The organism is Corynebacterium sp. LK2537 (genome assembly GCF_040946485.1).
Lineage (GTDB): Bacteria > Actinomycetota > Actinomycetes > Mycobacteriales > Mycobacteriaceae > Corynebacterium.
This window is the reverse complement of the sequence record NZ_JAYWLQ010000010.1, coordinates 36191-49886: the sequence shown is the minus strand read 5'-3', so window position 1 is coordinate 49886 and position 13696 is coordinate 36191. Positions and strand designations below refer to the sequence as shown.

Sequence of the window (13696 nt, the reverse complement as noted above, 5' to 3'; positions counted from 1 at the left end):
GCTGAGACGGGGGCAGCCGCAAACCCAAGGGAACAAACCCCGCCAAAACACGCGAAAGGCGCCACGGACCACGTCCGTAGCGCCTACTCGGCGTGCCTACTCGGCGTGCCTAGCGACTGGAAGGCGCCGGCACGGGGTCGGTCGTCTCCACGGCCGGCGCCTGGTCGGCGGCGGCCTGCCGGTTGGTGCGGGCGCGCTTACGCCCCCGCAGGGTCAGGGCCACTCCCCCGGCGGCCAGCGCGAGGTAGAGGGCGATGGTGAGGGCGGTGGGCATCGTGAAGCCAAAGGCGTTCTCCGCCCCGTCCACGATGGTGCCGACGTTGAGCAGCACGATCGCGGTGCCCACGAACCCGCCCAGCACGATGGGGTTCAGCCGGCTAATCAGCCACGCCGCGACCGGGGCGGTCAGGCAGCCGCCGACCAACAGCGCCACGACGGCGGCCGCGTTCGAGACCAGGTCGTCCCACAGGCCCACCACGAAGCCGAGCGTCGCGCCGAGGGTGACCAAAAACTCCGCGGTGTTGACCGTGCCCACGATGCGCCGCGGCTGCTGCTTGCCCAACGACAGCAGCGTGGACGTCGTGACGGGACCCCAGCCCCCGCCGCCGGTGGCATCGACGAAGCCGCCGACCGAGCCCAGGCCCAACAGGAACGGGGTGGAATGCGGGGTCTCGGTGAGCTTGCGCGTGACCCGCCCACGGGAGAAGCGCCAGACCAGGTTCAGGCCGACGGCGAAGAGAATGGTCGAGGTGATCGGCGCCGCGGCATCCAGCGAGAGGCTGGAGAGCACCGTCGCGCCGGCAAACGCCGCGATAGACCCTGGTACTGCCAGGCGCACGACGGTCTTCCAGTCGATATTGCCGAAACGCCAGTGGCTGATCCCGGAGACCAGCGTGGTGCCCAGCTCCGCGGTGTGCACGACGGCAGAAGCCTGCGCCGGCCCGAGGCCGGCCAGGAAGATGAGGATGGTCGTCGACGTCACGCCGAAGCCCATGCCGATGCCGCCATCGACCAGCTGGGCAGCCGCGCCGCCCACCGCAATCAAGAGCAATGCCGTCATCTAGACACCTACCTTCAACAGTTCCCGCGCCGGTAGCGTCTGGTGCTGCCTGTGCTTGTCGTGCTTATATGCGGCACCGTACCGCGCCGCGACGATGCCCGCGAGCGCAGCGCCCAGCGGCGGCCGGCAGGTCACGCTCGCGCCCGTCGCCGCCTCGATGTCTGGCACGGCTGCGGTCAGGCGGTCGAGCAGGAGGCCGTCGGTGACGAACATCGGCACCACGTGCAGGCGCGGGGGCTGCTGCGCCTGTTCCTGGGCGTGCTTTCGGCCCTTCTGCTGGGTGCGCTGATGGGCGTGCTTTTGGACCTGCTGGCGGGCTAGGTGCTCCAGACCGGCCGCACCCCGCGGGGCGTCCGGGGATGCCTTCGTTGCAAAGAGCGTGGACCAGCCCAGCTCAGACGCCAGGTCGGCCACGGCGGCGTTGGCCTGCGGGTCGGCAGAGCCCACCGCGTAGAGCACGCCGTGGCTACCTGCCGGGCAGCGCGGGGCCAACACGTCGGCAAGATCCGCGCCCGTGCCCAGGCCGGCGGCTGCCTTGAGGGGCAGGCCGGTGGCGGACTGGGCATCGGCGAGCACGGCTGGGTAGTCCACGCGCTGGTGGTAGCCGGGTGTGAACAACAGCGACACGACGACGGCCTCGTCGGCCCCGCGATCGCGCAGGCGGGCGGCGGCGCTGGCCAGGTCCGGGTCGTTGAACTCCAGGTGCGCGGCGGCGGCCAAGGGCACACCGGCCCGGCGCGCGGCGGCGGCCGTGAGCCGCTCGATGCCGGCGGCCGCCCCCGCCCGGCGCGAACCGTGGGCGAGGGTGATGAGGGCGCGGTTAGGCATCGTTGGCCTCCTGCCGGGCCGTGGCGTGACCGTGCCGGCGCAGCGACTGCTGCAGCGCCTCCTGGGACGACGGAGCCGGCGACGGGGCGACCGGCGAGTCGTCCTGACCGTGGAAGCGCACCGAGAACACCCGGCGGCAGTCCTGGCAGTTCCAGGCAAAGTCGTCCTCGGTGTCCGGGAAGAGCTGCGTGCCGGCGCAGTAGGGGCAGTACGTCGGGTGGTTGCGGTTCGGGTTGGGCTGGCGGCGGAATCTCATTGCAGGTCCTCGTCGTCCGCGCGCAGCACCCACTGGCGGAACTGTTCGCCCTCGGTGCGCTGCTCCTTGAACTTGGTGACCACGCGGATGACGTAGTCGGTGACGTCGTCGGCCAGGACCTTGTGGCCGCGCAGCTTGCGCCCGAAGTCCGGGTCCAGGCCGAGCGCGCCGCCCAGGTGGACCTGGAAGCCCTCCACGCGGTTGCCGTCCGGATCGGTCAGGGTCTGGCCCTTGAAGCCGATGTCGGAGACCTGCGTGCGGGCGCAGGAATTCGGGCAGCCGTTGAGCGCGATGGAGATCGGCACGTCGAGGTCGTCGAGGGCGTCCTCGAGCTCGTCGACGAGCTGGATGGCGCGCGCTTTCGTGGTCACGTGGGCGAGCTTGCAGAACTCCAGGCCGGTGCAGGAGATGACGCCGCGACGAAACTCGGAGGGGTGCGAATAGAGGCCGGTGGCGTCGAGGGCATCGCTGAGCTCTGCGACCTGGTCCTCCGGCACGTCGAGGAAGAGCAGCTCCTTCATGGGCGTGGTGCGGATGCGGGTGAGCCCGAAGCGCTCGGCGACGTCGGCGATGGCGATGAGCTGCTCGCCGGTCGCATGCCCCACGGTGGGCTTGACGCCGACGTAGTAGTTGCCGTCCTTTTGCTGGTGCACGCCCAGGTGGTCGCGGCTGCCCGGGTTAATCGGCGTGGGCACGCCGTCGGCTAGCGGGGCATCCAGGTACTCGTCCTCGAGGACCTGGCGGAACTTCTCGACGCCCCACTGCGCGACCAGGAACTTCAGCCGCGCGCGGTTGCGCAGGCGGCGGAAGCCGTAGTCGCGGAAGATGCCGACCACGCCGGCCCAGACCTCCGGCACGCGCTCTAGGGGCACGAAGGCGCCGAGGGAGCGGGAGAGCATCGGGTTGGTGGACAGGCCGCCGCCGACGAAGCAGTCGAAGCCCGGGCCGTATTCCGGGTGGTTGGTGCCGATGAAGGCGACGTCCTGGATTTCGTGGGTGACGTCCTGGCGCGCGTTTCCGGAGATGGCAGTCTTGAACTTGCGGGGCAGGTTCTGGAATTCCTCGCGGAGGAGGTAGTCGTCGACGATCTCCTCGATGGCGGGGGTGGCGTCGATGATTTCGTCGGCCGCGACGCCGGCCACGGGCGAACCGAGGATGACGCGGGGGACGTCGCCGCAGCCCATGAGCGTGGACAGGCCGACGGCCTCGAGGCGGTCCCAGATTTCGGGGACGTCCTCGATGCGGATCCAGTGCAGCTGGATGTTCTGGCGGTCGGTGAAGTCCGCGGTGGAGCGGGCGAAGTCGCGGGAGATTTCGCCCACCACGCGCAGCTGCTGCGGGGTCGCGCGGCCGCCGTCGAAGCGGATGCGCATCATGAAATATTCATCCTGCAGCTCGGAGTTGTCGAGCTGGCTGGTCAGCTCCCCGACCAGGTTCTGCTTGCGCTGGGTATACAGGCCGAGCCACTTGAAGCGCGGGGCGAGGTCGTCGGCCGGGATGGAGGAGAAACCTTGTTTAGAATAGATGTCGATGACGCGCTGGCGCGCCGACATGCCCCCGTCTTCCTGCTTGATGACCTCGTCGTTGTTGAGGGGCTTGTGGCCGTCGATTTTCCATTGGCCCTCGGGCTTTTTCGGCCGGGCGGATCGCTTTCGCTCTTTGACGTCGGTTGCCATAGTCGTGTGCCTTTCCGTGTGGCGCGGGGCGGGAAAATTGTGTGACCAAAGTCTAGCGAACAAACAGGTACGGTCTAGCTAGACCGCTCGGTCTTGGGTGGGCGTGGCGGATAAATATGCCCTGTACTGGGGTTTGCTCGGCGGCCCGGTTAGAAATTAATTAACTCGGCGGGGCCACCTGAATTCGGTTAGCCAAAAGTTACGCGGGCCACAATCGCGAAAAACCCGCCCTGCGCTGGGTTAATCAGCGCCGGGGCGGGTTGTTCTAGACGGCTTGGTATGCCGCGGGGGATGACTAGCGCGGCAGGTGGATGCCGAACTTGTCCAGCTGGGCGGCAATCGTCCGCCAGTTGAACGCCAGGCCGATGCCCGCCGCCAGAGCCGCGATAATCGCGACGATGGAGCCGGCCTTGCTGGAGCTGGAGTCAGAGCTGGAACCGTTGGAGCTCAGGTCGGAGCTGGAGCTGGAGCCGTAGCTGGAACCGTCGGAGCTGGAATCGGAGCTGGAGCCGTCGGCATCGCCGGCGTTGTGGGCGCGGGCGGTCAGCCACTCGTCCTCGCCGATGACGCTGTTGACCAGGCGGGTCTCGCCGATCCAGCCGTACCACGGGTCCTGCGGGCGCTTGTTGTCCATGCCCGCGCCCATGACCCAGCGCAGCTCGCGCGGCAGCAGGCCCTGCGCGCCGGCGGCGTTGCGCAGGATGGGAGCGCCGTTGATGAACATCTCGACAGTGTCGCGCTCCGGGTCGTTGACTACGGCAACGTGCATCCACTCGTCGGTGGGCACCTCGTGGGACCAGACGGTGCTGCCACTGCCCTCCTCCGGCTCGGCCCACCAGCGCAGCTCGCGCAGGTTGGACACGCCCATCATCACGGTCGGGTCGGTGTCGGTGGAGCCCTCGACCAGGTCGGCGATGGAGGAATCGCGCGCGATGGCGTTGCCCCAGCCGTGCTTCTCGCCGTCGAAGTCGGCCGGCAGCTTCACGAAGGACTCGAAGGTGTAGCCGCGGGAGGTGTCGACGTTGTTGATGGCGGCATCGGGGGCGGACTTGAACCAGGCCACGGCGGGCTTGCCGGCCGGGTCGGACCAGTAGAGGGAGCCGGCATCGGCGGACAGCGGGTGGTGCTCGGTGCTGTAGGTCACGCGGTTAGGCAGGCCGGACTCGCGGGTGAGATCGCCGTCGCCGTGGATGTCCGGGATGATAGCGCCGCGGCCGGCGGCCTCGCCCTCGGCCAGCTGCTTGCCGTCGAGGGTGGTCTGGCCCGGGCGCCAGTGGAAGACGGTGTCCTCGGCCTGGATGTAGTCGGCATCGTCCTGCGGCAGCTCGTCGTCGGTGATTTCGTAGGGCTTGTAACCCTCCGCGACTACCTCCTTGGCCTTGCCGGCCAGGTCGCCTTCCTGGCCGTCGCCGGCCTCCCACTCGGGGGCGAAGCCGGCGAAGCGCTCCTTGAAGTTCAGCGGGATGTGGTAGCTGTCGCCCTCGCCGTCCAGGATGAGCTTGTCGAACTGGGTCAGCTCCTTGTGCGGCTTCTTGGCCACCCACGGCGACAGCGCGGCCATCTCCAGCTCGTTGCCGGCCAGGTCGAATTCCAGCACGCCCAGCAGGCCGTTGCCGCCCTGGTAGGCCATCTGGTAGTCCTGCAGGATGGAGACGACCTCGTTGCCGGCGTCGTTGGTGTCCACGCGGTAGCCGGCGCCGTGGTGGTGGCCGCCCATGGTCAAAAAGATCTGGTCGTTTTTGCGAATGAACTTGTTCCACAGGCCGCGGCCGTAGTCGTCGGAGAAGTAGACCTGGCCCTGGCCGTCGATGTTGAGCACCTCGTGGGTGGTCAGGATGACCGGCAGATCGGGGTGGGCGTCGAGGACGCCTTGGGCCCAGTCCAGGGTGGCATCGTTAGCGCGCCAGGCCAGCGCCAGGACTAGGTACTGCTGGCCCTCGGCCTCGAAGATGTGATACTCAGACTCCTGGTTGGGCACCTCGTGGCGCTCGCCGAAGGTGTCGTTGCCGGCCGCGCGGGAGGCCGGGAAGTGGGTGCTAAAGGGCGCGCCTTCGGCCATGTCGTGGTTGCCGGGCAGGATGGAGTAGTTCAGGTCGGAGTCGTCGAGGACCTGCATGGCCTTGTCGGCGACGTCCCACTCGCCGGCGACGTCGACCTGGTCGACCACGTCGCCCAGGTGGGTGGCGAATTCCATGTTGAGGGCGTCCTGGTTGTCGGCCAGCCACTCCATCTGGGTCTGGTAGGGCTCGCTGCCGTAGCGCTCGCTGGCCAGGTTGCCGGTCTCCGGGGTGGAATAGCGCGAGTAGAACTGGGTGTCTGGGATGACGCCTAAGGTAAACCGGGAGCCGGTGTCCTCGGCGGCGGTAGCGGGGGCGATGACGACCAAAGAAGATGCCACCGCGGTGGAAACCACGGTGGCGGTGAAACGACGGTTCGGCATGACGGCCTTTCCTTTTACTAGAACGGTTCAATACGCGATGAATATTAAAACCGGCTAGTAAACGGCTGGGGACGCCAGCGTGAACAGGAGCTTATGCGCGGATGAAGCTTAGGACTTCCTGGACGATGCCGTCCACCTCGTCCTTGGTGGGCGCCTCCACGTTCAGGCGCAGCAGCGGCTCCGTGTTGGAGGCGCGCACGTTGAACCAGGCCGGGGTGTCCTTGAGATCCACGGTCACGCCGTCGAGGCGATCGACGCCGGCGATCTTGTCGGCCATGCCGTCCAGCACGGCCTGGGTGGCCGCGTCCTGGTCGTCGACGGTGGAGTTGATTTCGCCGGAGGCCTCGTACTTGAGGTAGTCGGCCATGAGCTCGCTGAGCGGCTTATCGCTGGCACCCAGGGCGGCCAGCACGTGCATGGCGGCCAGCATGCCGGAGTCGGCGTTCCAGAACTCCTGGAAGTAGTAGTGGGCGGAGTGCTCGCCGCCGAAGACGGCGTCGTGCTCGGCCATCTGGGCCTTGATGAAGGAGTGGCCCACGCGGGTGCGCACCGGCTTGCCACCCTTGGCCTCGACCAGCTCCGGCACGGCGCGGGAGGTGATCAGGTTGTGGATGATGGTCGCGCCCGGGAACTTGTCCAGGTAGCGCTCGGCGACCAGCGCGCAGATGGCCGACGGGGAGACCGGCTGGCCCAGCTCGTCCACGACGAAGCAGCGGTCGGCGTCGCCGTCGAAGGCCAGGCCGATGTCCGCGCCCTGCTCCTTGACGAAGGCCTGCAGGTCCACCAGGTTCTTCGGGTCCAGCGGGTTGGCCTCGTGGTTGGGGAAGGTGCCGTCCAGCTCGAAGTAGAGCGGGCGGATGTCCAGGTTCAGCCCCTCCAGGACGGCGGGGACGGTGTGGCCGCCCATGCCGTTGGCGGCATCGACGGCGACGATAAGCGGGCGGGTTTCGGAGAGATCCACCAGCTTGTTGAGGTAGGCGGCGTAGTCCTCCAGGACCTCGCGGGGCGTGGAGGCGCCCGGCTCGCCGTCGAAGTCCGGTACGCCGTTGACCAGCGCGTCCTTGATGTCGGCCAGGCCCGTGGCCTCGCCAACCGGCTTCGCGCCGGCGCGGCAGAGCTTGATGCCGTTGTACTTGGCCGGGTTGTGGGAGGCGGTGAACATCGCGCCGGCGCAGTCTAGGTCGCCGGAGGCGAAGTAGAGCTCGTCGGTGGAGGTCAGCCCCAGCATGACCACGTTGAGGCCCTGGGAGTTGACCCCCTCGCCGAAGGCGGCGGCCAGCTCGGGGGAAGACGGGCGCATGTCGTGGCCGATGGCGACGACGTGCTCGCCCTCGGCGCGCATCAGTGCCGCAAACGCCGCACCGACCTCGCGCACGAAGTCGACGTCGATGTCCTCGCCCACCACGCCGCGCACGTCATAGGCCTTGATTACTTGGTCCAGCTTTTCACGGTCTCGCATAAACGCCCAGTCTAGTCCGCCGCCGCGGCGACCGAGCCACGGGCCGGGCTCCCCATGGGTTACTGCTAGCTAACTCACAGGCAACCGGAGGCTAGCTGTTGCTGCCCGGGTCCGGGACCACGGACAGGTGGGCGCGGCGCTGCTGCTTGGCGGTGGCCACGCGGCGGGTCCGGAAGACGGGGTGGTTGGAGCGGGCCGGGTCGGCGCCGTCGAAGGTGGGCGCGTAGTCGATAGGATCCGCGCCGGAGCCGGGCTCGCCGCCTTCGACCAGCCCGGTGGTCACGCGCCCGCCCTCGCGGACGGCCTCGGCGAGAGCCAGGAGATCATCGTCGTCTTCGATGTCGACCTGGTCGACGCGCAGCATCTCCCAGCCCTGCGGGGCGGTAATCCGCTCGGCGTGCTCGGCGCACAGGTCCCAGGAGTGCGGGTCTTCTTCTTCCACGAGCGGGCCGACGACGGCGGTCTGCTCGGCGTAGGCGTAAGTCAACGTAGCCACGGCTTCACGGCCGCAGCCGGGGCGGGAACAACGTCGAGATTCAGTCACAGCCACACAGTCTAGACCTCAAGTAGTCATTTAGACAGACTCCCACCGGCGCGCCCCGGAAAAATCCGCCGCGCGGGGCCCTAGAGTAAGCCTCATGCCCGCTACCCCGCCGCTTTCCGTCCGCCGCGACCGCCACGGCCGCGGCCAGCGCGGCCCCCTGCTGCCGCAGCAGACGCCGCGTTTCCGCACGCGCGCCCAGAGCTTCGACATGGCCGTGTTGGAGGCCTACGCGCCCATCCAGAACGCCTTCGCCGACCAGCTGACCACCCTGGACCTGGCCGTCGATACCGTGCCGCGGATGCGTCTGCGCGCCGACATGACGGTGCTGCCCGACGAGATCATCGCGGACGGGCCGGTGCCGCTGGGGCGCATCGTGCCGGCAGGCGTGGATGCCAAGGGCCGGCCGACGCGCTCGCGGCTGGTAATTTTCCGCATGCCCATCGAAGCCCGCTGCACCACCCGCGAGGAGCGCAGCGAGCTCCTGTCGACCGTCCTGACCTCCCTGGTGGCCAATTACTTGAACCTCAGCCCGCAGGACATCGACCCGCGGTTTAGCTGGTAGCCGGTAGCCGACACCCGACAACCGGCACCCAGCGCCCGGCCGGGCCGCCCGCCCCAAAGATCTCAAAAACCCAGCCGGAGAAGGCTGGGAGCGGGTGCACCCCGCGGCGGACAAGGGCTTTGACCGGTTAGTTGACGTGCGGTTTAGCTGATTTCGCGCTTCAGGCGGCGGCGTTCACGATCGGAGAGGCCACCCCAGATGCCAAAGCGCTCATCGTGCTCGAGCGCGTATTCCAGGCATTCGTCCCGTACGGCGCAGGCCTGGCAGATTCGCTTCGCCTCCCGGGTGGAGCCGCCCTTTTCCGGGAAGAATGCCTCCGGATCGGTTTGCGCGCACAGCGCCTGGTCTTGCCATTCTTGCTCGACCGCCCCGAAAAGCTCGTCGATGGACATCTCTGCAGCAGCACCGCCACGGGGAATGGCGCCGTTAGCCATGTCTTTCACGCCTCGTCCTTCCTCCGTAGTTTGCAGTAGTTTAAAATTCGAACAATCTTCGCCGACCCCGCTAGGGGCCGACCCACACCATCCGCCGCGGTACTCACGGGACCGCGCCAAGTGGTTACTTACACTGTTGTTATTTCACACTGTATCACTAAATATCGTCAACCTGTCGGGAGCTAAATAACCGAAAAGATCCCGAAACCCCACGTCACTATTCACATTTTTCACACTGACCACAGACGCGGCTTCCCCGGGGGAGATGGCGGGGGTACTACATATAGGGGCCACCCCGATCCCTGTTCACAATTCACAGGAATCCCCGGCGTGTCGCTACCCTTTTGCCAGGTATTTACTTCTGGCTGCGGGGCGCCAGGTGGCATCGGCAGCAAAAAAGCGGGCCACCAGCCGGTGGCCCGCCCCACGGGGAGGTTTTAGGCGTCGGAGGAGAAACGGACGCCGCGGTCCGGGATGACCACGCCCGGGAAGATGCGCATGCCGCCCTCGAGCTCGCAGCGGGCGCCGATCTGGGCGCCCTCGCCGATGACGCAGCCGTCGATGTGCGTGTTGGCGCCGATGTGCGCGCCGGAGGCGATAATCGAGTTCGTGATGACTGCGCCCGGCTCGATGGTCACGCCGTCGAAGACCACGGTGCCGTCCAGGCGGGAGCCGGCGCCGACCTCGGAGCCGCGGCCCACGGAGGTACCTGACAGCAGGAGCGCTCCCCCAGCCACGCCGGCGGAATCATCCACGATGGCCTCGCCGGTGCGGCCCTCCAGCAGCGGCGAGGGGGCGATCCCGCGGACCAGGTCGGAGGAACCGCGCACGAAGTCCTCGGGGCGACCCATGTCGCGCCAGTAGGAATTGTCCACGTGCCCGATGACCTTGCGGCCGGCCTCGAGGACCTGCGGGAAGGTCTCGCGCTCGACGGAGACCACGCGCCCGGCCGGGATGGTGGCGATAAGCTCCTTGTCGAACACGTAGCAGCCGGCATTGATCTGGTTGGTCGGCGGATCCTCGGTCTTTTCCAGGAAGGCGGTAACCTGGCCGTCGGCGTCGGTGGGCACGCAGCCGAAGGCGCGCGGATCGGCGACCTTGAGCAGGTGCATGGTCAGATCCGCGCCCTTGGAGTGGTGAGTTTCCAGGATGGAGTTGAGATCCATGCCGGAGAGCACGTCGCCGTTGAAGACCATGGCGGTGTCATGCCGCAGGTGGTCGTAGACGTTGCGGATGCCGCCGCCGGTGCCCAGGGCCTGCTCCTCGACGACGTACTCGATCTCCAGGCCCAGCTCGGAGCCGTCGCCGAAGTATTCCTCGAAGACCTCGGCCTTGTAGGAGGTCGACATGATGACGTGGGTGATGCCGGCGGCCTGGATGCGCGCCAGCAGGTGCTGCAGGAAGGGATAGTTGGCCGTCGGCAGCATGGGCTTGGGCGTGCCGATGGTCAAGGGGCGCAGGCGGGTGCCGCGTCCACCGACGAGGATCACGGCATCGGTAACCGCGCCCAGGTTCTCTGCGGCGGTCTCGTGCTCGGCCATAGAATCCATCTTTCTTTGGTTTAGGTAGAAATATTCTCGCCCGATTGTAGAGCCCCCGGCCCCAGCCGCCGCGCCTTGCCACGCGCGTGCCGCCGGCTTTTTACGTCACTCTCCCGCGCACTCGCGCGGGAACACCGCACGCACGCTGGTCAAACGCCGCCAAAGAGGGGCCGTGGCGTGACTAGACTTTGTCTGTACCTTTGGCCACAGCCAGCCCGGCGCGCAGGCGCAGCCCCGCCCGCAGCAGCCAGCGCAGGGGCGCTTGCCACACCGCGGGGTGCCTGTCCGCCTGGAAGCGGTAGGCCGAGTCGTGGTGGGCGCGCAGCATGGCCGCCGAGTGTGCCTTGGTGGAATGCCCCTGGGCGTGCTTGATGACCGCCTCCGGGCAGAAGACGTTGCGGTAGCCGGCCCGAGCCAGGCGGTCGCCCAGGTCCACGTCCTCCAGGTACATGAAGTAGCGCTCGTCGAAGCCGCCGACGGCCCGGAAGGCCTCCCAGCTGACCAGGAGGCAGGAACCGGACAGCCAGCCGGCCTCGCGCTGGCGGGCCATGTCCTCGCCCGCGCGGTAGCGCGCCGACCACGGGTTGGACGGCCAGATATCGGAAAAGACTGCGTGGCCGACCCCGGTAAACAAACCCGGCACCGCGCGCGCCGAGGGATAGTTGCTGCCGTCCGGCTCAACGATGCGCGGTCCCACTGACCCCACCCGGTCCCAGGCCCGGGCGCACGCTAGGAGGGCATCGATGGAGCCGGGCGAAAACGCCACGTCCGGGTTGGACAGCAGCACCCAGTCCGGGTCGATCTCCCCGGCCGCGCGCAGCTTCTCTAGCGCCTTGACGCCGGAGTTCATGCCGCCGCCGTAGCCCAGGTTGCCGCCGGTCGGCACGAAGTCGACGCCGTCGCGCTCGCGCGCGGCCGCCTCCGGCACGCCGTCGGTGGAGCCGTTGTCGGCCAGCACGACGTGGGTCGGCTGGCTGCAGGCGCCGGCCAGCGAATCCAGGAAGTCCGCCAGGTAAGCGCCGGGCGAGTACGTCACGGTCACCACGGCCAGCGGGGTTTGGTTCTGAGTAGTCACAATGGTTTCCACACTACCCACCCCGCCTGTCGCTCTCGCCCACGACACGACCCGGCCGGCCCGGCTTCGGGGATCTACCCGGTTTCGCCTAAACTGAGTGCTATTATTTCCCAGTTCCAGTACCCCTCGCTACCAGCAGTCCAACGGAAGTCGAACTCGTGAACAAAGAACTCGCCCGCCCCGTGCGCGATATTCAGGCCGCCCCCACGCGCGGTCCGCAGACCGCCCAGTCCGGGTCCACGGCGCTGAAGACCGTGCTGACCATCCTGTCGGTGATCGTGCTGGTTATCAGCGGCATCGGGTACGCCACCATCGGCCGCCTGGGCGGGGACCTGTCTTCGGTGTCCAACCTGCAGCTCGGCGGCGGGGGCGGCTTTAAGGATAAGGACGCCGCGGACGGCGCCGTCGATATCCTGCTGGTCGGCTCCGACTCCCGCTCGGACGCCCACGGCAACCGCCTGAGCGACGAGGAGCTGGAAAAGCTCCACGCCGGCGTCGACGAGGGCGAGGAAAACACCGACACCATCATGGTCATCCGCGTTCCCAACGACGGCTCGCGGGCCTCCGCCGTGTCCATCCCGCGCGATACGTATATCTCCGACGACGAGCACGGCAACATGAAGATCAACGGCGTCTACGCCGCGCACAAGGGCGCGATGACGGACCAGCTGCAGGCCGAAAACGACGAGGCCGAGGCCGCCGGCAAGTCCGCCCCGCACGACGCCAAGGAGATCGAGCAAAAGGGCGTCGAGGCCGGCCGCGCCGCCCTGCTGGAGGAGGTCCGGGATCTAACCGGCATCGAGATCGATCACTACGCGGAGATCGGCCTGCTGGGCTTCGTCCTGCTGACCGAGGCCGTCGGCGGCGTGGACGTCTGCCTGAACGAACCGGTCGACGACGACATGTCCGGCGCCAAGTTCCCCGCCGGCGAGCAGACCCTGCACGGCGCCGACGCCCTGGCCTTTGTCCGCCAGCGCTACGGCCTGCCCCGCGGCGACCTGGACCGCATCACCCGCCAGCAGGCCTTCATGGCCTCCCTGGTCAACAAGATGCTGGATGCGGGCACCCTGACCAACCCGTCCAAGCTGGGCAAGATCTCCGAGGCGGTGGAGCGCTCCGTCGTCATCGATGAAAACTGGGACGTGATGAGCTTCGCCACGCAGCTGGCCGATCTGGCCGGCGGCAACGTCACCTTCAACACCATCCCGGTGACCTCCGTGGACGGCACGGGCGACTACGGCGAGTCGATTATCACCATCGACGTCGCCGAGGTCCACAAGTTCATGGACGACCTGGCCCGCAGCCAGGAGGAAAAGGACCAGGAGGAGGCCCCGGCCGAGGACTCCGGCGACGGCGCGGGCGCGGGCGATGCCCCGGCCCACGTCGACGGCGTCGAGGTCCACGTCCTCAACGCCGGCTCGGTCTCCGGCCTGGCCGGCGGCGTGGGCTCCTTCCTGGAGGGCGAGGGCTACACCGTGGCGCGCACCTCGAACGCGCAGCCGGGGGTCTACGCCGAGTCCCAGGTCGTCGCCGCCGACGCCAACGACGAGAAGGCCAAGGCCCTGGCGGAGAAGCTCGGCGGCCTGCCGGTCACGGTCAACGAGGGCCTGGATGATTCCACCCTCATCGTGGTCACCGCCGACGAGTACTCCGGCCCCTCCGACGAGGAGGCCCAGGGCCCGGCCGGCGAGGCCGACGCGGACGCCGATGCCCCCGTCGGCACCCCGGGCGGCGACTTCGGCACCGCCGAGGTCTCCCCGGAGATCGACGCCGGCGGCCACGGCCCGCGCTGCGTGAACTAGCCACCCAGCCGCACAGCCA

General features: G+C 68.1%; 12 protein-coding genes. 2 read left to right on the top strand and 10 right to left on the bottom strand.

The window, feature by feature from the left end; all coding sequences use genetic code 11:
- Window positions 1–109: 109 nt before the first annotated feature.
- From VVS03_RS10825 to VVS03_RS10795, 7 genes are all read right to left on the bottom strand, one after another.
- Window positions 110–1060 (bottom strand): sulfite exporter TauE/SafE family protein, encoded by a 951-nt coding sequence (locus tag VVS03_RS10825; RefSeq protein ID WP_368521661.1) that lies wholly within the window; start codon window positions 1058–1060, stop codon window positions 110–112.
- Entirely contained in the window at window positions 1061–1888 is an 828-nt protein-coding gene (locus VVS03_RS10820) for a sirohydrochlorin chelatase (RefSeq protein ID WP_368520167.1), read from the bottom strand. It lies immediately after the preceding gene.
- Window positions 1881–2144, bottom strand: a complete 264-nt coding sequence (locus VVS03_RS10815; RefSeq protein ID WP_368520166.1) for a hypothetical protein — start codon at window positions 2142–2144, stop codon at window positions 1881–1883. Before VVS03_RS10815 ends, VVS03_RS10820 begins: the two co-directional genes overlap by 8 nt.
- Complete coding sequence (locus VVS03_RS10810) at window positions 2141–3820, bottom strand: nitrite/sulfite reductase (RefSeq protein WP_368534519.1); 1680 nt, start codon at window positions 3818–3820, stop codon at window positions 2141–2143. The genes VVS03_RS10815 and VVS03_RS10810 overlap by 4 nt, the downstream gene beginning before the upstream one ends.
- A gap of 295 nt (window positions 3821–4115) precedes the next feature.
- Window positions 4116–6260: a LamG-like jellyroll fold domain-containing protein gene (locus VVS03_RS10805; protein ID WP_368521660.1), complete on the bottom strand. Its 2145-nt coding sequence runs from the start codon at window positions 6258–6260 to the stop codon at window positions 4116–4118.
- A gap of 91 nt (window positions 6261–6351) precedes the next feature.
- Window positions 6352–7719 (bottom strand): phosphomannomutase/phosphoglucomutase, encoded by a 1368-nt coding sequence (locus VVS03_RS10800; RefSeq protein WP_368521659.1) that lies wholly within the window; start codon window positions 7717–7719, stop codon window positions 6352–6354.
- A 91-nt stretch (window positions 7720–7810) separates the two neighbouring features.
- Window positions 7811–8263: a DUF3499 domain-containing protein gene (locus tag VVS03_RS10795; protein WP_368521658.1), complete on the bottom strand. Its 453-nt coding sequence runs from the start codon at window positions 8261–8263 to the stop codon at window positions 7811–7813.
- A gap of 94 nt (window positions 8264–8357) precedes the next feature.
- Between VVS03_RS10795 and VVS03_RS10790 the strand changes: the two genes are divergently transcribed.
- Entirely contained in the window at window positions 8358–8825 is a 468-nt protein-coding gene (locus VVS03_RS10790; RefSeq protein ID WP_368520162.1) for a metallopeptidase family protein, read from the top strand.
- A gap of 143 nt (window positions 8826–8968) precedes the next feature.
- Here VVS03_RS10790 and VVS03_RS10785 read toward each other — a convergent pair whose 3' ends face one another.
- From VVS03_RS10785 to VVS03_RS10775, 3 genes are all read right to left on the bottom strand, one after another.
- The gene (locus VVS03_RS10785; protein ID WP_070768728.1) at window positions 8969–9268 is read right to left on the bottom strand and encodes a WhiB family transcriptional regulator; all 300 of its coding nucleotides are present in this window, start codon (window positions 9266–9268) and stop codon (window positions 8969–8971) included.
- A 428-nt stretch (window positions 9269–9696) separates the two neighbouring features.
- The gene (locus VVS03_RS10780; RefSeq protein ID WP_368520240.1) at window positions 9697–10800 is read right to left on the bottom strand and encodes a sugar phosphate nucleotidyltransferase; all 1104 of its coding nucleotides are present in this window, start codon (window positions 10798–10800) and stop codon (window positions 9697–9699) included.
- A 181-nt stretch (window positions 10801–10981) separates the two neighbouring features.
- The gene (locus tag VVS03_RS10775; RefSeq protein ID WP_409338184.1) at window positions 10982–11896 is read right to left on the bottom strand and encodes a glycosyltransferase family 2 protein; all 915 of its coding nucleotides are present in this window, start codon (window positions 11894–11896) and stop codon (window positions 10982–10984) included.
- A 137-nt stretch (window positions 11897–12033) separates the two neighbouring features.
- Between VVS03_RS10775 and VVS03_RS10770 the strand changes: the two genes are divergently transcribed.
- The gene (locus VVS03_RS10770) at window positions 12034–13677 is read left to right on the top strand and encodes an LCP family protein (protein WP_368521657.1); all 1644 of its coding nucleotides are present in this window, start codon (window positions 12034–12036) and stop codon (window positions 13675–13677) included.
- Window positions 13678–13696: the final 19 nt, after the last annotated feature.

Bases quoted from the DNA above. Each gene is read 5' to 3' on its own strand.
- VVS03_RS10825 (WP_368521661.1), bottom strand. From the start codon at position 1,060: ATGACGGCATTGCTCTTGATTGCGGTGGGCGGCGCGGCTGCCCAGCTG.
- VVS03_RS10820 (WP_368520167.1), bottom strand. From the start codon at position 1,888: ATGCCTAACCGCGCCCTCATCACCCTCGCCCACGGTTCGCGCCGGGCG.
- VVS03_RS10815 (WP_368520166.1), bottom strand. From the start codon at position 2,144: ATGAGATTCCGCCGCCAGCCCAACCCGAACCGCAACCACCCGACGTAC.
- VVS03_RS10810 (WP_368534519.1), bottom strand. From the start codon at position 3,820: ATGGCAACCGACGTCAAAGAGCGAAAGCGATCCGCCCGGCCGAAAAAG.
- VVS03_RS10805 (WP_368521660.1), bottom strand. From the start codon at position 6,260: ATGCCGAACCGTCGTTTCACCGCCACCGTGGTTTCCACCGCGGTGGCA.
- VVS03_RS10800 (WP_368521659.1), bottom strand. From the start codon at position 7,719: ATGCGAGACCGTGAAAAGCTGGACCAAGTAATCAAGGCCTATGACGTG.
- VVS03_RS10790 (WP_368520162.1), top strand. From the start codon at position 8,358: ATGCCCGCTACCCCGCCGCTTTCCGTCCGCCGCGACCGCCACGGCCGC.
- VVS03_RS10780 (WP_368520240.1), bottom strand. From the start codon at position 10,800: ATGGCCGAGCACGAGACCGCCGCAGAGAACCTGGGCGCGGTTACCGAT.